Source organism: Pseudonocardia ailaonensis (assembly GCF_039531635.1).
In the GTDB taxonomy this organism is placed as follows: domain Bacteria; phylum Actinomycetota; class Actinomycetes; order Mycobacteriales; family Pseudonocardiaceae; genus Pseudonocardia; species Pseudonocardia ailaonensis.
Genome location: NZ_BAAAQK010000009.1, coordinates 138,088 through 163,187, shown reverse-complemented (window position 1 = coordinate 163,187; position 25,100 = coordinate 138,088). Strand labels below are relative to the sequence as shown.

Genomic DNA, 25,100 nt, shown 5'->3' with positions numbered 1-25,100 from the left:
GCGGCTACTTCTTGAGGAGCAGGTCGGCCGGCAGCGACGGCGCCGTGTATCCGGCGTCCATCGTGTCGATGCCGCTGAGCCCGGCGACGGCCTGCTTGTTGAGCGCCAGGTCGGCGACCTGGTCCATCGTGAGCTCCTTGGTGGTCACCTTGTACTGGTGCAGCAGGTCGATGGACTGCTGGTACCACTTCTCGTCGATGGCGCCCAGGCCGGCGACCGAGGGCCAGATCAGCTGGTTCATCTGGTTCATCTGGTAGGTCTGGAAGCTGGCGTCGAGCGCGGTTCCCTGCTGGACGACGGTCTGCACGCACTTGGCGGCGTTGTCCCGGCAGTACGCCCAGCCCTTCATGGTGGCGGTGACGAACGCGGCGACCTTGTCCCGGTTGGCCTCGAGGAACGTCGTGTTGGCGAAGATGTTGTCCTCGGCCACGGAGGTGCCGTCGGAGGCGAACGAGTAGACGTTCAGCTCGCTCATCGGGATCCCGGCGGCGAGCACCTGCCCGAGCTCGTTGAAGGTGTACGCGGAGGCCAGGTCGACCGCGCCGGAGAGGAACTGGCTCATGTCGAAGCCCTGCTGGACCATCGTGACGTCCGTGTCCGGGTTGATCCCGTACTTCGCCATGGTCGCGTAGAGCTTCTGGTCACCGGCCCAGGAGCCGATCTTCTTGCCCTTCCAGTCGGCGGGCGAGTTGATGCCCGCGGACTTCCTGGACACCATCACGTAGCCCGGCCGGGCGGAGGTCTGCGCGACGGACCTGAGCGGGGAGCCCTGGTCGACGGCGCTGAGCACGGCGCCGAAGGGACCGGTGCCGATGTCGGCCTGCCCGGCGCCGACGACCTGTTCCGTGCTGACGTCCGGGCCCCCCGGCCTGATCGTGACCTCCAGGCCGGCTGCCTTGTAGTAGCCCTGCTCCTCCGCCGCGTAGAACCCGGCCCACTCGGCCTGGGTGACCCAGCCGAGGACCAGGTTGATCTTGGTGGTGCCCCCGCCGCCCGCGGCGGCCGGCGTGCTGCTCGATCCGGAGCCGCAGGCGGCGAGGGTGACGGCCGCGGTGAGGGCCGCCGCGGCGGCCAGCAGCCGCCGGCTGGAGATCTTCATGATCGTCCTTAGGGTGGGGAGGAACGGGTGGGGAGGAACGGTGCGGGGGACGGCTGCCCGTCAGCGGGCCGGCCGGCGGACGAGCAGCCGGTCCAGCCCGATGGCGAGCCAGAACAGCACGGCGCAGAAGGCGAACGCCGTGAACGCGGCACCCCACAGGTTGTCCACGCGCAGCTGGCGGGACGCGCTGCTGATGTAGGTGCCGAGCGTGTCGAGGCTGCCGCCGAAGTACTCGGCCAGCAGTGCCACGGTGAAGGACGTCGGGGCCGCGACCCGCAGCCCGCTCATCAGGTGCGGGAGCGCGGCGGGGAGGTGGAAGGACCACGCGACCTTGGTGCGGGGGGCCGCGATACTGCGGAACATCTCGTCGGTCCCGGCGTCGGCGGCCAGGAACCCGGTGAGGGCGAAGGTGAACATCAGCGGGCCGATGGTCAGCGCGACCACCACGACCCGCGGCAGCATCCCGAAGCCGAAGACCGCGTTGGCCAGCGGGATGATCGCCACGACCGGCATGGCCATCAGGGCCGACCCGTAGATCCGGGCGACGGAGCGGGGGATCCGCCGCCGCACGACGAGCGCGGCGAGCCCGATCCCCACCACCACCCCGGCCCCGAGGCCCAGCAGCGCCTCGATCGTGGTCCGCCAGCCGTTGCGCAGGTAGACGCCGGGCTTCTCGACGATCGCCTCGACCACCCTGGCGGGCGAGGGGAGCGTGAGCGCGCCGATCCCGAGCACCTGGATCGCCCCGGCCCAGATGCCGACCAGGATCGCGAGCAGGACGATCGTGCCCGGCACGGTGAGTGCCCGCGACGCGGGTCTCGCCGCGTAGCGCTCGCGGGTGGTCACAGCGCCCCCATGTGGGCGGCCAGGCTCGCCCGGACCCGGGTGACGGCGTCGAAGAACTCCGGGGTGGCGGTCGTGTCGGCGGTCCGCGCGGCGGGCAGGTCGAGGTCCACGATCTCGCCGATCCGGCCCGGGTTGCGGTCCATTACGACCACCCGGGTGGACATGAACACCGCCTCCGGCACCGAGTGCGTCACGAACAGCACGGTCTTGCCCGTCCGTGCCCACAGGTCGCGCACCTCGAGGTTCAGCCGGTCCCGGGTGATCTCGTCCAGCGCACCGAACGGCTCGTCCATCAGCACGATCCGGGGGTCGTACACGAGCGCGCGGGCGATCGCGACGCGCTGCGCCATCCCGCCGGAGATCTGGTGCGGGTACTTGCCGGCGGCGTCGGCCAGGCCGACCAGCTCCAGCTGGGCCATCGCCCGCTCCCGGCGCTCGGCACGGGAGGCTCCGGTGCGCTCCAGCGGCAGCTCGACGTTGCGCAGCACGCTGCGCCAGGCGAGCAGGTTCGGGCTCTGGAACACGATCCCGATGTCGCGGCGCTCGCGCGCCACCGCCGCCTCCCGGCCGTCGACGAGCACCACGCCCTCCGACGGGGAGGTGAGATCCCCGGCCAGGCGCAGCAGCGTCGACTTGCCGCAGCCGGAGGCGCCGACGAGCGACACGAACTCGCCGTCCGCCACCTTCAGGTCGAGGCCTGCCAGGACGGGCCCGGCTGCCGGGTCGAAGGTCTTGACCACGCCGGAGAACTCGATGGCGGTGCGCACCCCGGTGGTCCGCTCCGGGTCCTGGGTGAGGGTCATGATTCGGCTCCCGCCGGGAGGTGGGTGGTGCGCAGGGCGAGCCGGGCGGCCCACCGCACGAGCGCGGAGATCAGGTACACCAGCGCGACGCCACCCGCGGCCACCACCGCGGCGGCGCACCACATGGGTTCGGGCTGGTAGGTGTAGTACTGGGTGGCCGCGAGCACCACGGCCGCGATGCCGTCCTGGGTGCCCGACGGCAGCTCGGCCAGCACCGCGCCGAGGAAGGCCCAGGCGGCGACGGTCCGGATCGCCGCGCTGGTCTGGGTCAGCGCGGCCGGCAGCTCCAGCACGGTGAACTGGCGCCGGCGCGGGGCGCCGAAGCTGTCCAGCAGCTCTCGCTGGGCCACCGGGACCTCCCTGATCCCGCGGGCCACGGCGATCACGGCCGGGAAGAAGCCCGCCAGGGTTGCCATGATCGTCGCCGCCTCCCAGCCGGGGCCGAGCAGGATGACCAGCGGCGGCGCGAGCGCCACCAGCGGCAGGGCCCGGCTCAGGACGAGGATCGGCATCAGGCTCGGGCCGAACACCGGGCGCTTCGCGGTGAGCAGACCCAGCCCGATCCCGACGAGCAGCGCGCACCCGATGCCGACGACCGCGGCCTGCACCGTCACCCAGAGGTTGCCGAGCAGGAAGACGATCTCGATGTCCCCCTTGGAGGTCCGCGCGAAGAAGTACGCCAGCACCTCCCAGGTGTGCGGCAGCCGGGAGTCGTCGAGCCCGGCCACCAGCTTGACCAGCTCCCAGACCGCCGCGAGGGCCGCGGCCACCGCGACGCAGCCCGCGGCGACCCGCCATCCGTCGCGGCGCGGCCGGCGTCCCCCGGGGAGGCCGGGTGTGGGGTTCTCCCGCACCACCCCGTCCGGGGAGGTCCGTGCGGGGGCCCGCGTGTCCACGGTCATGCCCGCTCAGCCGGCCCGCTGGGCGACGGCGGCGGCCTCGAGCGAGTCCGCGTAGGCCTGGTAGCGCAGGGTCAGCCAGCGGTTCATCTGCGGCAGGGTGCCCTCCTGCCACGAGTAGCGGCCCCGACGGGCGAAGCGCGAGCGCTGCCCGTCCTGCATCCGCTTGTTCGTGGTGATGTCCTGGTTGTTGATCACGTCGTTGACCGCGTTCTGCATCTCGAACGCCCAGTCGAACCCGGGGGACTTCAGCGAGCTCTCCGGGAACAGCCACGCCATCCGCAGGGTCATCCGGCCCGCCGACTCCGGCGTGATCAGGAAGTAGAAGACCTGGTCCGGGCTGAACGCGAAGAACACCGTGGGCAGCACGGAGGCGAACATGATCCGGGTCCGCCGCGCCTCGTCGAGGCCCGGCAGGATCGGCAGCACGGCCCGGCCCGTCGGGTTGAAGCCGGCGTCGATGTAGCGGTAGTTCGTGGGGTGCATGATCTGGCCGTCGGTGTCGTCCCACTCGGTGAACTCGGCCATCGAGGCGGGCGCCACGTCGTGGTATCCCATGTGGACGAACGAGGTGTGGTAGGGCTCCAGGGCGTTCTCGTGCATGCCCTTCCAGTTCCACGGCTGGTCCGGGTACTCGAGGGGATTGATCGCCCGGAGGTGAGCGACGTCGTAGGCCTCCATCTCCGGGGCCAGCTTGGCCAGCGTCGGCGCCAGCGGGGCGGCGTCGGGGTCCATGTTCGCGAAGATCATCCCGTACCAGATCTCCACCTTCAGCTGCGGCAGCCGGGTCTCGGCGCGCAGCTCGGCGATCGGGCAGGTCCGGGTCATCTCCGGCGCGGCGACGAGCCGGCCGTCCAGGCCGTAGGCCCAGTAGTGGTAGCCGCAGCGGAACTGCTTGGCGTTGCCCTTCTCGCCGTCCTCGAGCACCGGGTAGGCGCGGTGCTGGCAGATCGCGGACATCACCCGGATCTCGCCGCCCTTGTCCCGCACCACGATCAGCGGCTCGTCGCCGACGGAGATCGTGACGTAGTCGCCCTCGGCCGGGACCTGGCTGACGTGGCCCAGGCACAGCCACTCGCGGGCGAAGATCGCCTCCTGCTCGAAGGCGTGGAACTCCTCGGAGGTGTAGACGCCGGCCGGCATGGTGCGTGCGGTGGTGAAGTCGCCGCCGAACTCGCGCAGACCGGCCAGGATGGCGCGGACCTCGGGGGTGAGCAGGCTCATCGGTTCGCGCTCCTTCTCAGACGTTGACGACGGTCGGGGCCTCGGAGTTGCGCACGACCACGCAGACGCAGTCCTCGCCGCCGGGGTTCTCCTCGAGGTGCACGAGCCCGCCGGGGATGACGGCGATCTCGCCGGGGCCGGCGACGAAGTCCTCGCGGCCCGCCGGGCCCTCGACCAGGAAGCGCATCGAGCCGGACACGATGCAGACGATCGTGGTCTGGCCGTCGTGGTGGTGCAGGCCGCCGCGCCGGCCGGCCGGCAGCACGCTGGTACCCATCCACATCCCGCCCGCGGAGGCCGCCGTCCCGCGGGCCAGCGCCCCGGAGGCACCGCCCGCGTCCGCGGCGTTGTCCGCCACCAGGGCGCCGGTGCCGACGACCCGGCACCCGCTGGGGAAGTCCTGCTGCTCAGCCGACGAGCTCATCGCCCGCACTCCCTTCGGACGTCGTGGTGGCGACGCCCTCGATCTCGATCAGGAACTCCGGCCGGACCAGGCGTGCGACGACCAGGAGGGTGTTGCCGGGCGGGTTGCCCTTCGGGTAGAGCTCCTCGAACAGGGGCACCCGGATCCGGTAGAACTCGGTGACGTGGTCCGGATCCACCAGGTAGGTGGTCATCTTCACCAGCTCACCGAAGGACGACCCGGCGGCTGCGAGCGTCTCGCCCAGCAGCCGGAACACCGTCCGCATCTGCAGCTCGAAGTCGCCCGCGCCGACCGAGCCGCCCTCGGGGTCGACCGACAGGACCCCGCTGACGTGCACCATCCGGGCACCCGGACCCGTGACCACCGCCGGGGAGTAGAGGCCGACGGTCTTGCCGGCCGTGCGCACCACTCGGTTCATCACGCCACCACCACTTCCGACGGGGCCACCGCGGGCACCCGGATCTCGTTGCGCAACAGGCCGATCCCGTCGATGCGGGCCTCGACGACGTCGCCGTGGCGGAGGAACTCGGCCGGGGTGCGGGCGAACCCGACCCCGCTCGGCGTGCCGGTCGCCAGCACGTCCCCCGGGCGCAGCGCGACGTACCGGGAGATCACCGCGATCTGCTCGGCGACGGTGAAGATCATGTCCCGGGTGTGCGCCCGCTGCTTCACCACGCCGTTCACCGCCAGCTCGATACCGGCCGCCGGGGGATAGCCCAGCTCGTCGGCCGTGACGATCCACGGCCCGACGGGCGTCGCGGCGTCGACGTTCTTGCCCAGGTGCCACTGCTTGTGCCGGTGCTGCACGTCCCGGGCGGTGACGTCGTTGACGACCGTGTAGCCGAACACGTGCCGGCCGGCGTCCTCGACCGGGATGTCCCGGCCGCCGAGCCCGATCACCACCCCGAGCTCGACCTCCCAGTCGAACTGCTCGGACACCCGCTCGTCGAGCTCCAGCACCGCACCGGGATCGGCCACGGCGGACGGGGTCTTGAAGAAGACGATCGGGTCGACCGGGACGTCGGCGACGAAGGTGTCGGCCGACTCGCGCTGGTGCTCGACGTAGTTGATGCCGGTGCACAGCAGGCCCCGACAGTCCGCGGTCAGCGGCGCCCGCAGCAGGACGTCGGCCAGGGGGAGGGTGCGGCCGTCCGGGGTGGGGAGCGCCCCGGCGACCAGGTCGGCGAGTGACTCGCGCACCGGCCGAACCACCGCGCGGACCTCGTCGACGAGCCCGGTCGCCCGTTCGTGCGCGTGGGTGAAGCAGGCGATCCTCATCATCGGCCGGCCCCGACCGTCGGCAGCTCCCACATCCGGGTCGCCAGCCAGCCCTCGTGGTACGGCGTGCGGAAGTCCATCGCCAGGCGCAGGTGCGCGAAGCGCCACTCTCCGTCGCGCCGCTCGAAGTCGTCGACGTACACCCCGGCCTGCCAGAAGGCGGTGTCCCGCCCCGCCGTGCAGGCCTGCAGGAGCTTCCAGCGGCCCACCGCACGGTCGCCGGACACGGTGATCGACTCGTTGGTGAGGAAATGCGCGGTGAAGCTCATCCGCGCGGCCGCGTCGACGAACGACGCGGCGATGGCCTCGCGGCCCACGATGCGCTCGCCGGCACCCGGAGCCTCGTCCACCCCGTCGGGGACACGCTCGGGCAGCGCCTCCCACACCGCGTCCTCCCAGAACAGGTCGGCGACCGCACCGCGCCGGCGGTCGTCGAGGCCCTGCATGTAGGCCGCCTTGAGGGTCCGCACCGCGGCCTGCGCCTCCAGCGCGTCGACCCGTGAGGCCAGCCCGGCGCTCATCGGGCGCCCTTCGGTTCGTGCAACATATATGAAAGATGACCCCCTTCGAGCAGCTCGTCCAGCCCTCAACCAGAGCCGAAACATGTGGTTACTCATCGGCAACATGGTGTCTGACATGGTGTTGTGACGCACCGTCACATCCGTTGGCGGCAGATGTCGCAACATATACGATGCGACGAAACCTGGTCGCCTCCCGAAGGAGCCCCGTGCCCGAGACGTTCACGACCGTCGTCCTGCACGACGTGCTCGACCCGCTCACCGGCGACCGCGCCGACGTCGCGCTCGACGTGCCCGGCCCTGGCCGTCCGTCCGGACTGGACGGTTCCGCGCTGTGGGTGCTGCCCGGCCTCTACGACGCGGACAACCACCTGCCGGTTCTCGATCTCGGGGTCCGGGAGGTCGACCGCTGGCGCGCGCTCGCGGGCGGGGCCACGGCGGTGAACACCGCCCTGCCCTGGCACCGGGTGCGCGAGTTCGACCTCGCCGCCCTGACCGCGTTCCTCGCCGGCACGGCGTTCCCGCGGATCCTGCCGATCCTCTCGGTGTCCGACTCGCCGTCGAGCGAAGGCTTCGCCGCCTGGCTCGCCGAGCACGGCGCGCAGATCCGTGAGACGTGGATGCCGACGATCAAGCTCTACTCGAACGACCCCTTCTTCCGCCCGAACCTCGAGGCGATCTGGGCGGCCGGGTGCCGAGCCGCGATCTACTTCTACGACGACGAGAGCTTCACCGCCGTGGCCGCCGAGCACGGCGGGCCCGTGCACTTCCGGCACGTCACGTCGCGGGCCATGGCCGAGCAGGTGGCAGCCCGTCCGGACTCGACCTGCCAGACCTCGCCGCACTTCCTGGTCGAGCTGGCCGAGGGACGTGCGGAGGAGCTGTTCGTGCTGCCGCCCGTCCCCGGCGGGGCGGCGCGCGAGAGCCTGCGCACCGTGGTGGGCGAGCGGGTGGACCTGATCGCCAGCGACCACAACGCCCCGGTGCACGGCAACAAGGGCCCGGGCCTGGAGATCGAGCAGTTCCTCCTGCCGGCCGTGCTGCGGCTGGTCCGCGACGAGGTCCTCGACCTGCCCACCGCGGTCGCGATGACCACCACCAGGGCCGCCGCCGTCTTCCGGCCGGCGGCGGGGATCCCGGTGTCGCGGCTGATCGTGGATCCCGCCGACACCGGGCCCGCTACGCTCTGGCCGGGCCAGGAGGCTCGCCGGGCGGCGTTCCTGGACGTCTCGCTCACCGGCACGGTCCTTGCCGTCGAGAGCGGCGGCCGGGGACGCTTCCTCTAGGAACCTCGTCACCGCACGCGAGCTCAGGGACACGTGCGGTTGCCATACTCGTACCGCGGCGGCACTCGCCACCCGCACAGGAAGGGGTCGCGTGAAGGCCAACGGGGTGATGCCCAGCCTGGGCTCGAGCACCGTGCGCACCGCACACCGGGACGTCACCGAGCGGCTGCGGGACGCGATCGTCTCGGGCGTGCTGCCGGCCGGGACCCGGCTCGTGCAGGCGGACCTGGCGGCGAACCTCGCCGTCAGCGTCACGCCCGTCCGCGAGGCACTGCGCGAGCTGGAGAGCCAGGGGCTGGTCGACTTCGACCCGTTCCGCGGCGCCACCGTCCACCAGGTGAGCCTCGCGGAGCTCGACGAGGTCTACGAGATCCGGCGGGCGCTGATCCCCATCGCCGCGCGCGAGCGGGTCCGGACGATCACGGACGAGGAGCTCGCCGAGGCCGAGACCGTGGTCAACCGGATGACGCTGCGGGTGAGCGACACCCGCTGGGTCGACGACAACCGGCTGCTGCACCGTCTGCTCGACGGCACGTCCGGGCAGGCGCACCTGCGGGCGATCATGCGCCGGCTCTCGGACATCTCGTCGCTCTACGTCGGGATCTCGGTCACCACCGATCCCGCCCGCCGCCGTCGTGCCCGGGACGACCACAAGGCACTCGTGAAGGCCTACCGGAAGCGGGACGCCGAACAGGTCACCCGGATCTCCCTGCGCCACATCGCCGACACCGCGGCGGTGGCCCGCACGGCCCTGGTGGCCGACCAGGCCTGACGTCGCGAGCCGGCTGAGCTGTCGGCTCGGACAGGGCTGTGGCGGCCCTCGACCGTCCGGCTCCGCGAGGATTCCTCTGAGTGGGACGGACGCGCCCCGGCCCCCCGGTCGGGCGGGCTAGCGTCGCCGTTCGACACAGCCGTCTCCCGGGAGGTTTCCGCGTGCCGCTCGATCCTCAGCTCCGCGTCCTGCTCGACGCCATGGCCGTCGCCGACCTCCCGCCCGTCACGGGTGGTGATCCCGTCGAGGCCCGTCGCCTGTACCGGGAGATGGCCCTGGCGCGGCGCGGTGCCGGGTACGTGCCCGAGGCCGTCGACGCCGTCGAGGACACCGTCGCCGACGGTGTCCTCGACCGCGTCTACACCCCCGGGGGCGACACGGGTGCCTCCGTCGTCCTGTTCCTGCACGGGGGTGGCTTCGTGATCGGGGACCTCGACACGCACGACCCGGTGTGCCGCCGGCTCGCCAACACGGTCGGCGCGGTGGTGGTCTCCGTGGACTACCGGCTCGCCCCGGAACATCCCTTCCCGGCCCCGTTCGACGACGCCGAGACGGTCCTGCGCTGGGCCGCCGCCCGGTACCCGCAGCGGCGGATCGCGGCGGCGGGGGACAGCGCGGGCGCCACGCTCGCCGCCGGCCTGTCCCTGCGCGCCCGGCAGGCGGACGTACCGCCACTGGCGGCGCAGCTGCTCTGGTACCCGGCGACCGATCCGATGGCGACGACGGGGTCGCGGCAGGAGAACGGGGACGGCTACTTCATGACCTCGGCGGACATCGCCTGGTTCCTGGAGCAGTTCCTGCCGGGCGGCCGCGACGCCGACGCACCCGAGGTGGACCTGCTGCGCAGCGACGTCACGGGTGTGGCCCCCGCCGTCGTCGCCACCGCCGAGTTCGATCCCCTGCGCGACGAGGGGGACGCGTTCGCCGACCACCTGCGCGCCGCCGGCGTCGCGGTGGTGCACGTGCCCGGGCCGGGGCTGATCCACGGCTACGTGGGCTTCGTCGAGATGGTGGACCAGGCGGACAAGATCATGCATCGGACGATCGAGGCGTTCGCCGAGATCCTCCACGGGTAGGCGACGGCGACCTCCCCGGCCTGTCACCCCCGGTCGAGCAGCTCCGCCAGGTGCAGGGCGGGCCGGGCGCGCAGGTCGGCGACCTGGGTGCGGCAGGAGAAGCCGTCGGCGAGGACGACGGCGTCGGGTGCGGCGTCGAGGGCCGGCAGCAGGTGCTGTCCGGCCACCGCGACGGAGACCTCGTAGTGGCCGATCTCGACCCCGAAGTTCCCGGCCAGCCCGCAGCATCCGGCCAGCGTGGTGACCTGCGCGCCGGTGCGGCGGAGCAAGGCCTCGTCGGCGTCGCGGCCGAGGACGGCGTGGTGGTGGCAGTGCGGCTGCGTGACCAGCCGGGTCCCGGACAGGTCGGGTGGGTTCCACCCGGCGGTCCCGGTCAGGAGCTCGGCCAGGGTGCGCGTCGCGCTCGCGACGAGGCGGGCGTCCTCGCCGAATCCCGTGCCGCCCAGGAGCTCGACCGCGTCGGAGCGGAGGACCGCGGTGCAGGAGGGCTCGATGCCGACGATCGGCAGGCCGGCTCGCGCGGCCGCCGCCAGCTCGGTCACGGTCCGGCCGAGGATCCGGCGCGCGGCGTCGAGCTGGCCGGTCGTGATCCAGGTCAGCCCGCAGCACGTCCCGGGAGCCGCGAGGCGGGGCTCGTACCCGGCTCCCCGCAACACCCGCACGGTCGCCTCGGCGACCGCGGGGGAGAAGGCGTCGGAGAAGGAGTCGACGAAGAGCAGGACCGGTGTCCCCCCGGTCCCGGCGGTGTCCCGCCGCCACGCCCGGTGGAAGGGGCGGGCCGCGAGCTCGGGCACCGAGCGCCGCCGGTCCACCCCCGCCAGCAGGAGGGACACCTGCCTGAGGCCGGGCACCCGGACGGCGGCGTTGGCCACCCGGGGCAGCCGGCCGGCGAGCCGGGCCCAGCGCGGCAGCCGACCGAGCGAGTAGTGCGCGCGGGGCCGCAGACGGCGGCGGTACCGCTGGTGCAGCGCCTCGGACTTGTAGGTGGCCATGTCGACCCCGGTCGGGCAGTCCGAGCGACAGCCCTTGCAGGACAGGCACAGGTCGAGGGCATCGCGCACCGCAGGCGCACGCCAGTCCAGCGCCCCGACGACGACGTCCTGGAGTACGCGGGCCCGGCCGCGGGTCGAGTCCTTCTCCTCCCGGGTGGCGAGGTAGGACGGGCACATCACGCCGCCGCCCGCGGGATGCTCCGCCCGGCACCTGCCCACCCCCGTGCAGCGATGGACCGCCCGGCCCAGGTCGCCGCCGTCGTGCTCGTAGGTGAACGCGAGCCCCTCGCGGTAGCCGGTCCCGACCGGCCGCACGTCGGCGTCCACCGGGTCCGGATCCACGAGCACGCCCGGGTTCAGCAGGTTCTCGGGATCGAACGCGCGCTTCACCGCGCCGAACAGGGCGATCGCCTCGGTCGAGTAGGTCAGGGCCAGCAGCTCGCCGCGGGCCCGCCCGTCGCCGTGCTCGCCGGAGACCGAACCGCCGAACTCGGCCACCACACCGGCTGCGGCGGTGAGGAACGCGCGCAGGACCCGCAGCCCGTCGGGGCGATCGAGCGGGAGGTCCAGCCGGACGTGCATGCAGCCGTCGCCGAAGTGCCCGTACGGGGCGGATGTCATCCCGAACTCGGCCACCAGCTCGTCGAACCGGGCGAGATAGGCGCCCAGGCGCTCGGGCGGCACCGCGGCGTCCTCGAAACCGGGCCAGGCCGGGCTGCCCGACGGGGCCCGCCCTGCCATCCCCGCCCCGTCCTCGCGGATCCGCCAGAGCCGAGCCTGCACCGTCGGGTCCTCGACGACCTCGGACTGCAGCCCGAGGTCGGCCGCGGCCAGGGCCCGGGCGCGGCCGACGACCTCGTCCCGGTCGTCCCCGGCGATCTCGACCAGCAGCCACGCGCCGCCCTTCGGCAGCGGCGGGACGGTGTGCTCGCCGCGGCGGCTGCGCAGCACGTCGACCAGGCGTTCGTCCATGCCCTCGCAGGCGGTCGGACCGAACGTGACGACGGTGGGCGCGGCCCGGCCCGCGGCCACGATGTCGGTGAACCCGATCGCGACGAGGACCCGATGGGCCGGGTCCGGCACCAGCCGGACCGTGGCCTCGGTGAGGACGGCGAGGGTGCCCTCCGAGCCGACGAGCGCCCGGCCGAGGTCGAACCGCTCCGGGAGCAGATGGTGCACCGCGTAGCCGCTGAGCTGCCGGCCGAACAGGTCGAACTCGGTCCGCGCGGCGGCCAGGTGCCGGCCCGCGGCCGCGCGCAGCGCCGCGAGCAGCCCCTCCGGCCCGTCGACGGTGGGGGTGCCGTGCGCGTCGTACCCCGTCCGCAGGGTGTCGCCGGAGGCGAGCAGGTGCGTCATCGCCAGCACGTTGTCCGAGGTCCGGCCGTACCCCAGCGCCCGGCTGCCGCACGCGTTGTTGCCGATCATCCCGCCGATCGTGGCGCGGGTGTGGCTGGAGGGGTCCGGCCCGAACCGCAGCCCGTGCGGGCGGACGGCGGCCTGCAGCGCCGCCTGCACCACACCGGGTTCCACCCGGGCCGTGCGACCGAGCGGGTCGACGTCGAGCACCCGGTGGAGGTGCCGGGAGAAGTCCAGCACGAGCCCGCGGCCGACGGCGTTGCCCGCCACGGACGTGCCGCCCCCGCGCGAGGTCACCGGCACCCCGTGCGCCCGCGCGAGGTGGAGCACGGACGCGATCTCGTCGACGTGCCGGGGACGCACCACGGCCAGCGGGGGGATCCGGTACAGCGAGGCGTCCGAGGCGTACATCGCCCTGGTCGCCGCGTCGTCACGGACCTCGATCCCGGCTCGCCGCAGCGTCTGGACGATGCTCACCCGACGCACGCTACGAGAGCCGCCGACCGCCGCCCGCGGGCGCGATCCGGTCAGTGGGATGGAGCCGTTGGCCCCGCCCGGACCCGCGCCTACCGTCCTGTCGGACAGCGAAGTTCCTCGGCGAAAGGCGGGTCCCGTGCTCGTTCGCTCACTCGGCTACCTGCGCTGGCGCAGCCCGGACGTCTCGGCCTGGACGTCGTTCGCCACGCGGATCCTGGGCATGATGCACGCGCGGACGGACGGCGACGGCAGCCAGTTCTTCCGCATGGACGACGAGCCGTACCGGCTCGCGGTCGTCCCGGCCGCCGAGGCCGGCATCGACGCCCTGGGCTTCCACGTCAGCGACTCCGCGAAGCTCGACGAGATCACCGTGCTGCTCGACCGCAGCGGCATCGCGTGGTCCGCCGGCACCGACGAGGAGTGCGCACGGCGACGCGTCGGCGAGTTCGTCCGGTGCACCGACCCGGCGGGGGTCCCCGTCGAGTTCTACTGTGCGCCGATCACCGACCACACCCGGTTGGTGACCCCGTACGTCGACGGTTTCGTCGCCGGCGCGCTGGGCCTCGGACACGTCGTGCTCACCACGACCGACATGGCCGCCTCGGCGGCGTTCTACCGCGACATCCTCGGCTTCCAGCTGCGCAACACCGCGACGCTGCCCAGCCCGAACGGGGCGCCCTCGCGCTCGGTGCAGTTCTACGGCTGCAACCCGCGCCACCACAGCGTGGCCCTGGTCGAGTTCCGGGACCCGGGCGTCCTGCGCCACTTCATGGTCGAGATGACGACGCTCGACGACGTGGGCGCCACCATCGACCGCTGCCAGGACGACGGTGTGACGATCCGGGAGACGCTCGGCCGCCACACCAACGACCTCATGGCATCCTTCTACGTCGCGGCCCCGGACGGCACGAACGTCGAGATCGGGTTCGGCGCCCAGCAGGTCGACTCGGCGACCTGGGCGGTGCACGAGATCACCGCGCCCAGCCTGTGGGGACACCGGCCGGTGCCCCCGCCGCCGACCGTGCCGGACCCGGTGGCCGGGTCGCGGTTCGACACCGCCGCCCCGAGCCGGAACTGAGGCCGACGATGACGGACGACGACATCTGGGACGTCGCCGCCGACGTCGTGGTGGTCGGCTCGGGCGCGGCCGGGTTCGCCGCCGCGTTCGCCGCCCAGCAGGAGGGCGCCTCGGTCCTGATGCTGGAGAAGGCCGGGTTCCTCGGCGGCACCACGGCGAAGTCCGGTGCGTACTTCTGGATCCCGAACAACCATCTCCTGCGCGAACGGGGCCTGGTCGACGACCGGGACCGGGCGCTGCGGCTGCTGGCCCGGCTGTCCTACCCGCAGGCCTACGCGCCGGACGCGGAACGACTGGGCCTGAGCGCGCTCGAGTACGACCTGCTGGCAGCCTTCTTCGACAACGCCGCACCCGCGCTGCAGGCGATGACCGACTGCGGGGCCTTCAAGCCCGGCCTCGACATGGAGATGCCGGACTACTGCGCCGACCTGCCCGAGGACGCCGTCCCGTACGGCCGGCACGTCTTCCCAGACGGCTGGCGCTCGCAGCAGGACATCATCGCCGGCCGCGCGGTCGACGACGGCGGCACGCGCGGCGAGTTCATGATCGCCGAGTTCGAGCGCCAGGCGCGGCTGCTCGGCATCGACATCCGGACCGACCACCGGGCCGTCCGGTTGATCACCGACCCCGACGGCTCGGACGAGGGCGCGGTGAGCGTCGCAGGGCTCGAGGTGCACCACCGCACGGGGACCGTCCTCGTCCGGGCGCGCCGGGCGGTGGTGTTCGCGTCCGGCGGGTTCGCCCACAACGCGGACATGCGCCGCCAGTTCCTGCGCGGCCCCGTGTTCGGCGGCTGCGCGGCCGAGTCCTCGACCGGCGACTTCGTGACGATCGCCGGGGAGGTCGGCGCCCAGCTCGGCAACATGGGCAACGCCTGGTGGTCCCAGATCGCGCTGGAGATGGCGCTCGCGCAGCCCTCCACGATCCGCGACGTCTTCATGCCTTATGGCGACAGCATGGTGCTGGTCAACCGTTTCGGCAGGCGCGTGGTCAACGAGAAGATGGTCTACAACGAGCGCTCGCAGATCCACTTCCACTGGGACGCGACGCATCGCGAGTACTCGAACCTGCTGCTCTTCCAGGTCTACGACGACGCGGTGGCGACCAACGAGTTCGACAACCCCTACCGCGTGCCGGTGCCGATGCCCGGCGAGTCCGTGCGCTACGTCGTCTCCGGCGAGACCCTCGAGGAGCTGGCCGACGCCCTGGACGCCCGGCTCGCGGAGCTGGCCGACCGCACGGGCGGGGTCCGGCTCGACGGCGACTTCGCCGAGCAGCTGCGGGCGACCATCACCCGGTTCGACACCCTCGCCGGGTCCGAGGTGGACCCGGACTTCGGGCGGGGAGACTCGCCGATCCAGCGGCACTGGATCGGGCCGGGGCGCCGGGAGGGCATGGCGAACCCGACCATGCACCCGTTCGCCGCCACCGGGCCCTACCACGCGATCATCCTGGGCGCCGGGATGCTCGACACCAAGGGCGGGCCCCGCATCGACGCGCAGGGGCGCGTCCTCGGGGTGCGGGGCGAGCCGATCCGCGGCCTGTACGGGGCGGGCAACTGCATCGCCTCCCCGTCCGCCCAGGCGTACTGGTCGGCCGGGGCGACGCTCGGTGTCGCGCTGACCTTCGGCCACATCGCCGGCCGGGCCGCCGCGGCCGAGCCGGTCAGGGCCTTCGGGGGCCTGTCGTGAGCACCCGGTAGGTCGGACGTCAGAGGGGCCGGCGGGCGGCCGCGAGGAGCGCGGACCCCGCGAACCCGGGCAGCCCGGCGCACAGCTCGACGTCCTTCCGGAAGATCGGGCTGGGCGCGAAGGGGCCGTCCTCGACCAGGACCCGCTGCGCGTGGAACCGCAGGGCGCGGCTGCTGCCGCTGCCCTCGGAGAGGCACTCGCCCAGGGTGGCCTTCCCGATGCCCGCCTCCTCGGCGAGCCGGAAGGCGTCGACGGCCAGCGAGAGCTGCGCGGCGAACAGCGCGTTGTTGATCAGCTTGACCGTTTGCCCGCTGCCGAGCGGGCCCGTCGACACGATCGTCGACCCGAACGTCTCGAACACCGGCCGGCATCGTGCGACCGACTCGTCGTCACCGCCGACCATCACGACCAGCGTGCCGAGCCGGGCCCGCTCCGCTCCGCCACTGACCGGGGCGTCGACGACGGTGCAGCCGCGGTCGAGCGCCGCGGCGCCCAGCTCGCGGCACAGCTCCGGCGACGTGGTGGAGTGCACGGCGATCACGGTCCCCGGCCGGACGCCGTCGAGGAGGCCGTCGCGACCGGCGACCACCTCGCGCACGTCGTCGTCGTCCCACACACAGACGCCGACGACGTCGCACGACGCCCCGAGCTCCGCCGCACCGGCCGCGATCCGTGCGCGCCCGGCGAACGGCCTGGTCGAGGCCTCCCGGCGGGCCCACACGGTCGTCGGGAACCCGGCCCCGAGGATCCGCTCCACCATCGGGGCGCCCTGGACGCCCACACCGACGAAACCGATGTCCATCCTGCCTCCGTCGCACCGTGGTGGCCGCGGGAGCCCGCGGCCACCACCGGGGTCGATCATGTCCGCAGCGGCTCGGGCGCACCCCGCAGGCGCAGCGGGAACCCGTCGTTCAGGTCGGTCCTCGACGGCATGTCCAGCACCCCGAGCGAGGCCACGTCGTCCTTCGTGCCGACCCTGCGCAGCTCGCGGCGGTGGGCGAGGTCGAACCGCCTGCCGCGGTGCAGGACCGACCTGTTGTCCCAGAGCACGACGTCGCCCGCGGCCCACCGGTGGACGTGGACGTTCTCCCGCTCGGTCGCCTGCTCGAGCAGGTCGCTCGCCAGTGCCCGCCCCTCGGGCACCGACAGGCCGGAGACCTGGCACAGCGGCTGACCGACCCACAGCACGTCCCGGCCCGATCCCGGGTGCCTGCGGATCAGCGGCCACTCGACGGGCGGGTAGAGCCCGTGCGTCTGCGGCGGGTCGATGATCCCGAGCCGGATCCGGTTGTACGCCGACCAGAACGCGCCCGTGCGGGCCGAGAGGAAGCCGCGCGTGCGCGCGTCGAGCCGGTCGTGGGCGGCGCGCAGGTCCGCGAACTCGGTCTCGCCGCCGAGCGCCGGCACCGCGACGGCCGCGAGCATCGAGTAGCGGAAGGGGTGATGGTAGTGGGAGCCGTCGCTGTGCCAGAACGCGTTGCCGATGTTCATGATCGTCTGGCGGTCCAGCCGCGCCGCGACGTCGCTGCGGGCGTCGACGTTCGAGATGTCCGTGACGACGTCGCTGCCCAGCCGGTTCGCGGCGAGCCGGTTGAAGTAGCGCTGCACCTCGCTGTCCAGCGGGCCGAAGCCGGACAGCCAGGCCGTCTGCTGCTCGGCCGAGATCCGCTGGTCACGGAGCACCAGGACCGCGTACCGGTCCACGGCGTCGACGACGGCGTCGTGCTCGGCCGCCGTCGGGGGACGGGTCAGGTCGAGGTCGAGGACCTCGGCCGCGAAGCGCTCACCGAGCGGCACCACACGCATGGCGGCGTCCTCAGGCCGAGCCGGCGTCGGTCGGGCGGGCACCGTTCATCGCGTCGATCTCGTCGAGCTCCAGCCGCGCCGTCTCCCGGCCGAAGCAGACCATCGCCCCGGAGACGACCGAGCAGACCCCGGCGAACACCATGACCGGGACCCAGCCGTAGCGACCGTCCGTCATCAGCGCGAGGGCGATCGCCGGGGCGAAGCCGGTGAGGGTGAGGCCGATCTGGGACCCCACCGCGAGCCCGGAGTAGCGCACCGTCACCGGGAACATCTCGGCGAAGGCCGCCGTCCAGATCCCGTTGCTCGCGAGGCAGGAGAAGACCAACCCGCCCAGGACGACCAGGACGATCTGCCCGTCGGTGATGGCCCAGAAGTAGAGGACGCCGGCCGGGACCGACCCGAAGGTGCACAGGGCCCACACCGGCCTGCGGCCGATCCGGTCGGCGAGCCAGCCGAAGAACACGCACGTCCCGATCTGCACCGCCTTGCACACCGCGATGACCAGCAGAATCGTCGTCACCGAGAGGGGCAGGCCCTTGGTCTGCGACACGTACGCCACCGAGAAGACGCTGAAGATCGACGTCGACACGGCGAACAACATGCCGGCGATCACGCGCACGAGCGCGGTCTTGTGCCAGCGGAGCAGCTCGACGATCGGCAGCCGCGGGCGTTCCGTCGCGGCCGTCCTCTGGAAGTCGGGGGACTCGGTGATGCGGGAACGCACGAAGAACGCGACGAGCAGCACGACGACGCTGACCAGGAACGGGATCCGCCAGCCCCAGGCCAGGAGGTCCTCGCGGGGCATCGCCGCGATGGGGACGAAGACCAGGGAGGCCAGGCCACCGCCGGCCGAGGCGCCCGCGACGGTGAAGCTGGCGAACAGGCCGCGGCGCCGCGACGGCGCCAGCTCGGTGCTCAGCGTGGCCGACCCGGACGCCTCGCCACCGGCGGACAGCCCCTGCAGCAGCCTCAGCAGTACCAGCAGGATCGGGGCGAGCACGCCGGCGTCCGCGTACGTCGGCAGCAGCCCGATGCAGAGCGTGCTGACCCCCATGCACAGCAGCGTCAGCACCAGCGTGCGCTTGCGCCCGATCCGGTCGCCGAGGTGGCCGAACACGACGCCGCCGAGGGGCCGCGCGAGGTAGGCGATCCCGAACGTCGCGAGGGCGGAGATCCCTCCTGCCGTGGAGTCGGCGGACGGGAAGAACAACGGCCCGAAGACGAGCGCGGCGGCCGAACCGTAGATGAAGAAGTCGTAGTACTCGAGCGCGGTCCCCGTGAACCCGGCGATCGCGGACCGCCGGGCCTCCTTCCCGGACCTCGTGGGCGCGGCGGTGATGTCGCTGCTGGTCGTCATGGTCACCTTCTCGTCGTCGAGATCAGTGTCGGATCAGTGTCGGATCAGTGCGTGAGCCGGCCGGGATGGGCCGTCTCGGCGGTGCCGATGTGCACCGCGGCGGTGAAGCCCGGATGGTCCGCCACGAGTGCGGCGACCTCGGCGCTGTCGGGGGGCAGGCCCGTCGTGCGCGCGGCGTGGGCGACCGCCCAGACCCGGGACTCCGCGGCGAGCGCGCGTCGCTCCGGGTCCGCGTAGTAGCGGCGTTCGAGCTCGGTGATGTCCCCGGCGCACCGCCACGCCGAGACGAACTCGTTCGTCTCGGCGAGCGTGAAGGCACACAGCAGGGCGAAGCCGATCCGCTCCCGGACGGGCACGATGCGCCGCCACCAGGGCAGGAAGTCCGCCAGCGCACCGGGTTTGAGCTCGTAGCGGCGGAACTGCACGGACCCGCTCACGAGAGCTCGACGATCACGCTCTTCGGCTCGGTGTAGGCGTCGAGCACCTGGGTGCCGTGCTCGCGCCCGAGGCCGGACTGCTTGTGGCCGCCGAACGGCAGCGGGCCGGCGCTCATCTGGCTGCCGCGGTTGATCCAGACCGAACCCGCGTCGAGGCGCGCGGCGGCGCGATGGGCCGTGGCGAGGTCGCGCGTCCAGACCGAGGCGGCCAGGCCGAACACGGTGTCGTTGCCGAGGTCGACGACCTCGTCGAGCTCGCGGAACCCCATGAGCACCGACACCGGCCCGAAGATCTCCTCCTGCGCGACCCGGGACTTGTTGTCCAGCCCCTCGATCAGCGTCGGCGCGACGTACAGGCCACCGCCCGCGATCGGCTCGGTGCCGGTCACGAGGGTGCCGCCGGCCTCGGTCGCCAGCCCGATGTAGCCGTTGACCCGCTCGTAGTGCCCGCGGAAGGCGAGCGGCCCCATCCGGGTCCCCGGGTGGAACGGGTCGCCGAGGCCCGCGCGGTAGGGCGCCATCGCGCCGACGAGCAGCTCGGTGAACTCGTCACGGACGGGCTCCTGGACGAAGATCCGCGAGCCGGCGACGCACGCCTGGCCGGAGCCCGCGCAGAAGGCAAGCGCGCAGATCGAGGCGGCCTTCTCCAGGTCGGCGTCGGCGAAGACGATGTAGGGCGTCTTGCCCCCGAGCTCGAGGGTGACCCGCTTGAGGTTGCTCGCCGACGTGGCGAGGACGTGCTTGCCGGTGGCGGTCGAGCCGGTGAACGCGACCTTGGCGACGTCGTCGTGCGACATCAGGTGCTGGCCGGTGACCTTGCCGTCGCCGGTGACCACGTTGACGACGCCCGCGGGCAGGTCGGTCCCGGCCAGGAGCTCGGCGAAGCGCAGCGTGCTCAGCGAGGTGTGCTCCGACGGCTTGCAGACGACCGTGTTGCCGGTCGCCAGCGCGGGGGCGATCTTGTACACCATCTGCAGCAGCGGCCCGTTCCAGCCGGCGATGGCGCCGACGACCCCGAGCGGCTGGCGCAGGACGTACTGGAACTGGGAGCTCGCCGACGGCGCGGTCTGGCCGTAGAGCTTCGTGGGCCAGCCCGCGTGGTTGCGGAACACCTCCACGCAGTGGTGGATCATCCACCGGGTCTGGGTGAGCGGGCAGCCCATCTCGAGCGACTCGAGGACGGCGAGCTCCTCGGCGTTCGCCTCGACCACGTCGGCGACCTGCAGGAGGAGCAGGGTGCGCTGGTAGGGCGCGATGTCGGCCCATGCGGGATCGGTGAACGCGCGACGGGCGGCGGCGACCGCGGCGTCGACGTCGGCGGCGTCGGCCGCGCTGACCGTGGCCAGCGGCTGCTCGGTCACCGGGTCGACGGTCGCGAAGGTCCTGCCGCTTCGCGCAGGCACCTCGATCCCGCCGATCTGCAGGCCCTTCGTTCCCGTCAGGTAGTCCGGGCGCGGGCGCGCGTCGGCGGGGACGGTCAGCGGTTCGATCACGGGTGTCCTCCTCGGGGCGCGGTCCGGGTCGACTCAACAACATCGTCCGCCGGACGACCACCGGCCCATGCCGGCTGTCGGGATGGTCGTCTCGCGGGTCACCCGCCCGGACCGTCCCGTTGACCGGGACCTGCGCCGCTGCGGGCCGCGAGGCGGTGCGAATACTGAGCCGCGTAGGCAACTCGACGTGGAGGGTGATCGACTCATGGCCGACCAGGACACTGCTGCCGATCGGATCGTCGTCATCTCGGCGGACACCCACGGTGGCGCCGAGCTCCGGGAGTACAAGGAGTACCTGCCGGCCCGCTGGCACGAGGAGTTCGACGCCTGGGCCGAGGGCTACGAGTCCCCGTGGGACGACCTCGTCAACGACACGAAGTTCAAGAACTGGGACAGCGAGCTGCGGCTCAAGCACCTCGACGCCGACGGCATCGCGGCGGAGGTGCTCATCCCGAACACCATCCCGCCGTTCTTCCCGACGATCCAGAACATCGTCAGCCTGCCGACGGAGCGCGACGACTACGAGCGTCGGATGGCCGGGCTGCGGGCGCACAACCGCTGGGCCGAGGCCTTCTGCAAGAAGGTGCCCGGCCGGCGTCGCGCGCTCTTCCAGATCTTCCCGAACGACGTCGACGACGCCATCGCCGAGGTCGAGTGGGCCGTCGGGACCGGCGTCGCGGCGGGCGTGCTCATGCCGGGCATCCCGCCGAACCACCCCGCCGGGGCGCTCTACGCCTCGCGGATGGACCCGCTGTGGGAGCGCTGCGCGGCGCTCGGCATCCCGGTCTGCCAGCACGAGGGCACCGGCATCCCGGACTACCCGGACCACCCGGCGAGCGCCGGCATCTCGTCCTACGAGCAGAGCTACTTCGCGCAGCGGAGCCTGTGGACGCTGATCCTCGGCGGGGTCTTCGAGCGCCACCCGGACCTGAGGTACGTCTTCACCGAGCAGGGCGTGAACTGGATCCCCCAGGCGCTCAACCGCCTGGACGCCACCATCACCGGCGCCAAGAAGCGGCCGTGGGCGGACATGTTCTTCCGCGGCGCGTACGAGGCCCTCAGCATGACGGCCTGGGAGTACTGGAAGCGCAACTGCTACGTCGGACACCCCCTGCGGCCGGTCGAGATCGAGGACTGCTTCGAGCTCGGCGTCGACCACATCATGTGGGGCTCGGACTACCCGCACACCGACGCGACCTCGCCGTACTCCCGCGAGGCGATCCGGCTGTCGCTGGCCGGCGTGGACGAGACGAACATCCGCAAGCTGCTCGGCGGCAACGCGGCGGGCCTGTTCGGCTTCGACCTGGAGGCGCTGGCACCGGTCGCCGCCCGGATCGGTCCGAGCCTCGAGGAGGTCCGCACGCCCCTGGCGCGGGAGGACTACCCGGACGCCGAGTGGTTCGAGATCCGGGCCGGGGTCCGCTCCACGATCCTCGGCTGACCGGCCCCGATGCGACCCACGGTCGGTCTCGCCGTCCGCACCCCCGGCGGCCCGGTGCAGCCCTGGTCCTTCGAGCGCCGCGACCTGCGGCCCGACGACGTCGCCGTCGCGGTCACGTACTGCGGGGTCTGCTACAGCGACGTCGAGGCGATCCACGGCGCGCGGGAGCCCGGCCTGCCGCTCGTGCCCGGCCACGAGTTCGTCGGCCGGGTGCGGGCGGTCGGCGACGCGGTCACCCGCTTCCGGGTCGGGGACGAGGTGGCGGTCGGGAACTGCGTCGACTCCTGCGGCGCGTGCGACGAGTGCCGGGCCGGTGCGGAGAACCACTGCTCCGACGGCGGCCCCACGCTGACGTACCTGGGCGTGGACCGGCGCGACGGCCGGCGCACCCAGGGCGGCTGGAGCACCGAGTACGTCGTGGCCGAGGCCTGGGTCCACCGGCTCCCCGACGGGCTCGACCCGGCGGCCTCGGCACCCCTGATGTGTGCCGGGATCACCTCGTGGGAAGCGTTGCGGCACTGGGAGGTCGGGCCGGGGAGCACCGTCGGGGTCGTCGGCATCGGCGGGCTCGGCCACCTCGGGGTGAAGTTCGCGAAGGCGCTCGGCGCCGAGGTCGTGGCCTTCACAGCCACACCGGACCGCGTCGCGGACATCACGGCACTCGGGGCCGACGAGGTGGTCGTCTCGTCCGATCCCGACGCGATGGCGGCGCAGGCCCGGCGCTTCGACTTCGTCCTCGACACCGCGTCCCGCCGCCACGACCTGTCGCCCTATCTGCGCGCCCTGCGCCTCCACGGCACGCTGTGCCTGCTGGGCATCCCCCCGACCGTGGAGGTCGAGACCCGCGCGCTGCGGGTGGGCCGGCACAGCCTGTCCGGTTCGGGGACCGGCAGCCCCGCCCGGGTGCGGGAGATGCTCGGCTTCTGCGCCGAGCACGGCATCACCGCCGACGTCGAGGTCCTGCCCTCGGCCGAGATCGCGACGGCCTTGGACCGTCTGGAAAGAGGAGACGTGAAGTACCGGATGGTCCTTGATCTCGGCGATCTCGGCGATCTCACGGTGGCGTCGTGACCGCCCCCCGACCGCCGCGCACCGGCGGCGAGCTGGTCGTCGACGCCCTCGTCGCCCACGGCGTCGATCGGGTGTTCTGCGTGCCGGGGGAGAGCTATCTCGCGGTCCTCGACGGGCTGTACGACGTCCGCCGGTCCGTCCAGGTCGTCACCTGCCGCCAGGAGGGCGGTGCGGCGATGATGGCGGAGGCGGACGGCAAGCTCACCGGCCGCCCGGGGATCTGCTTCGTCACGCGCGGGCCCGGCGCGACCAACGCCTCCGCGGGCGTCCACATCGCGGCGCAGGACTCGACCCCGATGATCCTCTTCATCGGGCAGGTCGGCCGGGGGGACGCGGAGCGGGAGGCCTTCCAGGAGATCGACTACCGGCGGATGTTCGCGCCGATGGCGAAGTGGGTCGGGCAGGTCGAGACCGCCGAGCGGGTGCCCGAGTACGTGGCGCGCGCCTTCGCCGTCGCACAGTCCGGGCGCCCGGGGCCGGTCGTGCTGGCCCTGCCCGAGGACATGCTCACGGACACCGTCGACGCCGTTCCCGCGCTACCGGTGGCGGAACCCATCGAGACGTACCCGTCCGCGGAGCAGATGGGCGCGCTCGGTGAGGCACTGGCCGGCGCGCGGCGTCCGCTGGTCGTCGTGGGTGGCTCACGCTGGGACGCCGACTCGGCCAAGGCCTTCGAGCGCTTCGTCGCGGCGTGGGACCTCCCGGTGGTCGCGGCGTTCCGTCAGCAGGACCGGCTGGACAACGCCCATCCCTGCTACGTCGGCAGCCTGGGTGTCGGGGGCGATCCGGCGCTCGCCGCGCGGGTCGCCGAGGCCGACCTCGTCCTCGTCGCCGGCGCGCGGCTCGACGAGATGAGCACGAACGGCTACCGCCTGCTCGCCCCGCCGGTGCCCGGCCGACAGCTGATCCACGTGCACGCCGGCGCCGAGGAGCTCGGCAAGGTCCACGCCCCCTCGCTCGCGGTCAACGCGTCGCCCGTCGGGTTCGCGAGCCTGCTGCACCTCGTCGAGCCCGCAGCCGCGGTGCCCTGGTCGGCGTGGCGGGCCGACTGCCGGGCGGCGTTCGACCGATGGCAGCAGCCCCCGTCCGGCACCGAACGCCTCGACCTGGCCCGCGTCGTGCGCGGCCTGGCCGAACGGCTGCCCGGCGACGCGGTGGTGACCAACGGCGCCGGCAACTTCTCGGGCTGGGTGCACCGCTTCCACACCTACCGCACGCTCGGCGCGCAGCTGGCCCCGGTCAGCGGCTCGATGGGGTACGGGCTGCCCGCCGCGGTGGCCGCGGCGCTGCGGCACCCGGAACGGGTCGTGGTGTGCGTGGCCGGCGACGGTGACTTCCTCATGCACGGCCAGGAGCTCGCGACCGCCGTGCTGTACGGGGCGAACCTCGTCGTGCTCGTCGCGGACAACGGCATGTACGGCACCATCCGGATGCACCAGGAGGCCCACCATCCCGGCCGGGTGATCGGGACGGACCTGAGGAGTCCCGACTTCGTCGCGCTCGCCCGCGCCTTCGGCGCCCACGCGGAGCGGGTGGAGACCACCGAGGAGTTCGACGGCGCCTTCGACCGCGCGCTCGCGTCCGGCGGTCCGGCGCTCCTGCACCTGCCGGTCTCGCCCGAGGCGCTGTCGCACACCCGGACGTTGAGCCAGGTGCGCGCGGCGGCGGGTGGCTGA

Annotated in this window: 23 protein-coding genes; 8 read left to right on the top strand and 15 right to left on the bottom strand. The window is 72.9% G+C overall.

Going from position 1 to position 25,100, the window contains the following annotated elements:
• Positions 1-4: 4 nt before the first annotated feature.
• Genes ABD324_RS16660 through ABD324_RS16620 form a run of 9 tightly spaced genes read right to left on the bottom strand, consistent with a single transcriptional unit; the run spans position 5 to position 7,094 of the window.
• The gene (locus ABD324_RS16660; protein ID WP_344417592.1) at positions 5-1,099 is read right to left on the bottom strand and encodes an ABC transporter substrate-binding protein; all 1,095 of its coding nucleotides are present in this window, start codon (positions 1,097-1,099) and stop codon (positions 5-7) included.
• Between the two features lie 60 nt (positions 1,100-1,159).
• The gene (locus ABD324_RS16655; RefSeq protein ID WP_344417590.1) at positions 1,160-1,945 is read right to left on the bottom strand and encodes an ABC transporter permease; all 786 of its coding nucleotides are present in this window, start codon (positions 1,943-1,945) and stop codon (positions 1,160-1,162) included.
• Complete coding sequence (locus ABD324_RS16650) at positions 1,942-2,748, bottom strand: ABC transporter ATP-binding protein (protein ID WP_344417588.1); 807 nt, start codon at positions 2,746-2,748, stop codon at positions 1,942-1,944. The genes ABD324_RS16655 and ABD324_RS16650 overlap by 4 nt, the downstream gene beginning before the upstream one ends.
• Positions 2,745-3,650 (bottom strand): ABC transporter permease, encoded by a 906-nt coding sequence (locus ABD324_RS16645; protein ID WP_344417586.1) that lies wholly within the window; start codon positions 3,648-3,650, stop codon positions 2,745-2,747. The genes ABD324_RS16650 and ABD324_RS16645 overlap by 4 nt, the downstream gene beginning before the upstream one ends.
• Before the next feature lie 6 nt (positions 3,651-3,656).
• Positions 3,657-4,871 (bottom strand): aromatic ring-hydroxylating oxygenase subunit alpha, encoded by a 1,215-nt coding sequence (locus ABD324_RS16640; RefSeq protein WP_344417584.1) that lies wholly within the window; start codon positions 4,869-4,871, stop codon positions 3,657-3,659.
• Positions 4,872-4,887: 16 nt separating this feature from the next.
• A complete protein-coding gene (locus tag ABD324_RS16635; protein WP_344417582.1) occupies positions 4,888-5,295 on the bottom strand; it encodes a cupin domain-containing protein in 408 nt (135 codons plus the stop codon).
• Positions 5,279-5,713, bottom strand: a complete 435-nt coding sequence (locus ABD324_RS16630) for a RidA family protein (RefSeq protein ID WP_344417580.1) — start codon at positions 5,711-5,713, stop codon at positions 5,279-5,281. The genes ABD324_RS16635 and ABD324_RS16630 overlap by 17 nt, the downstream gene beginning before the upstream one ends.
• On the bottom strand, positions 5,713-6,576 hold the full coding sequence (locus tag ABD324_RS16625; protein ID WP_344417578.1) for a fumarylacetoacetate hydrolase family protein: 864 nt from the start codon (positions 6,574-6,576) through the stop codon (positions 5,713-5,715). Before ABD324_RS16625 ends, ABD324_RS16630 begins: the two co-directional genes overlap by 1 nt.
• Positions 6,573-7,094, bottom strand: a complete 522-nt coding sequence (locus ABD324_RS16620; protein WP_344417576.1) for a nuclear transport factor 2 family protein — start codon at positions 7,092-7,094, stop codon at positions 6,573-6,575. Before ABD324_RS16620 ends, ABD324_RS16625 begins: the two co-directional genes overlap by 4 nt.
• A gap of 206 nt (positions 7,095-7,300) precedes the next feature.
• Between ABD324_RS16620 and ABD324_RS16615 the strand changes: the two genes are divergently transcribed.
• From ABD324_RS16615 to ABD324_RS16605, 3 genes are all read left to right on the top strand, one after another.
• Complete coding sequence (locus tag ABD324_RS16615; RefSeq protein ID WP_344417574.1) at positions 7,301-8,377, top strand: amidohydrolase family protein; 1,077 nt, start codon at positions 7,301-7,303, stop codon at positions 8,375-8,377.
• Between the two features lie 91 nt (positions 8,378-8,468).
• Positions 8,469-9,149, top strand: coding sequence for a GntR family transcriptional regulator (locus ABD324_RS16610; RefSeq protein WP_344417572.1), 681 nt, complete (start codon positions 8,469-8,471; stop codon positions 9,147-9,149).
• A gap of 161 nt (positions 9,150-9,310) precedes the next feature.
• Positions 9,311-10,225 (top strand): alpha/beta hydrolase, encoded by a 915-nt coding sequence (locus ABD324_RS16605; protein WP_344417570.1) that lies wholly within the window; start codon positions 9,311-9,313, stop codon positions 10,223-10,225.
• A 23-nt stretch (positions 10,226-10,248) separates the two neighbouring features.
• Here ABD324_RS16605 and ABD324_RS16600 read toward each other — a convergent pair whose 3' ends face one another.
• Complete coding sequence (locus ABD324_RS16600; protein ID WP_344417568.1) at positions 10,249-13,050, bottom strand: FAD-binding and (Fe-S)-binding domain-containing protein; 2,802 nt, start codon at positions 13,048-13,050, stop codon at positions 10,249-10,251.
• A 136-nt stretch (positions 13,051-13,186) separates the two neighbouring features.
• Here ABD324_RS16600 and ABD324_RS16595 point away from each other — a divergent pair, with 136 nt between their 5' ends.
• Together ABD324_RS16595 and ABD324_RS16590 are read left to right on the top strand one after the other, a co-directional pair.
• On the top strand, positions 13,187-14,128 hold the full coding sequence (locus tag ABD324_RS16595; protein ID WP_344417566.1) for a VOC family protein: 942 nt from the start codon (positions 13,187-13,189) through the stop codon (positions 14,126-14,128).
• An 8-nt stretch (positions 14,129-14,136) separates the two neighbouring features.
• On the top strand, positions 14,137-15,819 hold the full coding sequence (locus ABD324_RS16590; RefSeq protein ID WP_344417564.1) for an FAD-dependent oxidoreductase: 1,683 nt from the start codon (positions 14,137-14,139) through the stop codon (positions 15,817-15,819).
• 19 nt (positions 15,820-15,838) lie between these two features.
• Here the strand turns inward: ABD324_RS16590 and ABD324_RS16585 are convergent, their stop codons facing one another.
• Genes ABD324_RS16585 through ABD324_RS16565 form a run of 5 tightly spaced genes read right to left on the bottom strand, consistent with a single transcriptional unit; the run spans position 15,839 to position 20,912 of the window.
• The gene (locus ABD324_RS16585; RefSeq protein ID WP_344417562.1) at positions 15,839-16,621 is read right to left on the bottom strand and encodes an NAD(P)-dependent oxidoreductase; all 783 of its coding nucleotides are present in this window, start codon (positions 16,619-16,621) and stop codon (positions 15,839-15,841) included.
• Positions 16,622-16,677: 56 nt separating this feature from the next.
• Positions 16,678-17,625 carry a TauD/TfdA dioxygenase family protein gene (locus ABD324_RS16580; RefSeq protein WP_344417560.1) on the bottom strand — a complete coding sequence of 316 codons (948 nt, stop codon included), beginning with the start codon at positions 17,623-17,625 and terminating at the stop codon, positions 16,678-16,680.
• A 10-nt stretch (positions 17,626-17,635) separates the two neighbouring features.
• Positions 17,636-18,982 (bottom strand): MFS transporter, encoded by a 1,347-nt coding sequence (locus tag ABD324_RS16575; protein WP_344417558.1) that lies wholly within the window; start codon positions 18,980-18,982, stop codon positions 17,636-17,638.
• A gap of 44 nt (positions 18,983-19,026) precedes the next feature.
• Positions 19,027-19,419, bottom strand: coding sequence for a hypothetical protein (locus ABD324_RS16570; protein WP_344417556.1), 393 nt, complete (start codon positions 19,417-19,419; stop codon positions 19,027-19,029).
• Complete coding sequence (locus tag ABD324_RS16565; RefSeq protein ID WP_344417554.1) at positions 19,416-20,912, bottom strand: aldehyde dehydrogenase family protein; 1,497 nt, start codon at positions 20,910-20,912, stop codon at positions 19,416-19,418. The genes ABD324_RS16570 and ABD324_RS16565 overlap by 4 nt, the downstream gene beginning before the upstream one ends.
• Before the next feature lie 205 nt (positions 20,913-21,117).
• Here ABD324_RS16565 and ABD324_RS16560 point away from each other — a divergent pair, with 205 nt between their 5' ends.
• From ABD324_RS16560 to ABD324_RS16550, 3 genes are read left to right on the top strand one after another with little or no spacing between them, the layout of a single operon-like run.
• Positions 21,118-22,353 carry an amidohydrolase family protein gene (locus ABD324_RS16560; protein WP_344417552.1) on the top strand — a complete coding sequence of 412 codons (1,236 nt, stop codon included), beginning with the start codon at positions 21,118-21,120 and terminating at the stop codon, positions 22,351-22,353.
• 9 nt (positions 22,354-22,362) lie between these two features.
• Positions 22,363-23,424: an NAD(P)-dependent alcohol dehydrogenase gene (locus ABD324_RS16555; protein ID WP_344417550.1), complete on the top strand. Its 1,062-nt coding sequence runs from the start codon at positions 22,363-22,365 to the stop codon at positions 23,422-23,424.
• Complete coding sequence (locus tag ABD324_RS16550; protein ID WP_344417548.1) at positions 23,421-25,100, top strand: thiamine pyrophosphate-binding protein; 1,680 nt, start codon at positions 23,421-23,423, stop codon at positions 25,098-25,100. Before ABD324_RS16555 ends, ABD324_RS16550 begins: the two co-directional genes overlap by 4 nt.

Bases quoted from the DNA above. Each gene is read 5' to 3' on its own strand.
- ABD324_RS16660 (WP_344417592.1), bottom strand. From the start codon at position 1,099: ATGAAGATCTCCAGCCGGCGGCTGCTGGCCGCCGCGGCGGCCCTCACC.
- ABD324_RS16650 (WP_344417588.1), bottom strand. From the start codon at position 2,748: ATGACCCTCACCCAGGACCCGGAGCGGACCACCGGGGTGCGCACCGCC.
- ABD324_RS16645 (WP_344417586.1), bottom strand. From the start codon at position 3,650: ATGACCGTGGACACGCGGGCCCCCGCACGGACCTCCCCGGACGGGGTG.
- ABD324_RS16640 (WP_344417584.1), bottom strand. From the start codon at position 4,871: ATGAGCCTGCTCACCCCCGAGGTCCGCGCCATCCTGGCCGGTCTGCGC.
- ABD324_RS16635 (WP_344417582.1), bottom strand. From the start codon at position 5,295: ATGAGCTCGTCGGCTGAGCAGCAGGACTTCCCCAGCGGGTGCCGGGTC.
- ABD324_RS16630 (WP_344417580.1), bottom strand. From the start codon at position 5,713: ATGAACCGAGTGGTGCGCACGGCCGGCAAGACCGTCGGCCTCTACTCC.
- ABD324_RS16625 (WP_344417578.1), bottom strand. From the start codon at position 6,576: ATGATGAGGATCGCCTGCTTCACCCACGCGCACGAACGGGCGACCGGG.
- ABD324_RS16620 (WP_344417576.1), bottom strand. From the start codon at position 7,094: ATGAGCGCCGGGCTGGCCTCACGGGTCGACGCGCTGGAGGCGCAGGCC.
- ABD324_RS16590 (WP_344417564.1), top strand. From the start codon at position 14,137: ATGACGGACGACGACATCTGGGACGTCGCCGCCGACGTCGTGGTGGTC.
- ABD324_RS16585 (WP_344417562.1), bottom strand. From the start codon at position 16,621: ATGGACATCGGTTTCGTCGGTGTGGGCGTCCAGGGCGCCCCGATGGTG.
- ABD324_RS16580 (WP_344417560.1), bottom strand. From the start codon at position 17,625: ATGCGTGTGGTGCCGCTCGGTGAGCGCTTCGCGGCCGAGGTCCTCGAC.
- ABD324_RS16575 (WP_344417558.1), bottom strand. From the start codon at position 18,982: ATGACGACCAGCAGCGACATCACCGCCGCGCCCACGAGGTCCGGGAAG.
- ABD324_RS16560 (WP_344417552.1), top strand. From the start codon at position 21,118: ATGGCCGACCAGGACACTGCTGCCGATCGGATCGTCGTCATCTCGGCG.
- ABD324_RS16555 (WP_344417550.1), top strand. From the start codon at position 22,363: ATGCGACCCACGGTCGGTCTCGCCGTCCGCACCCCCGGCGGCCCGGTG.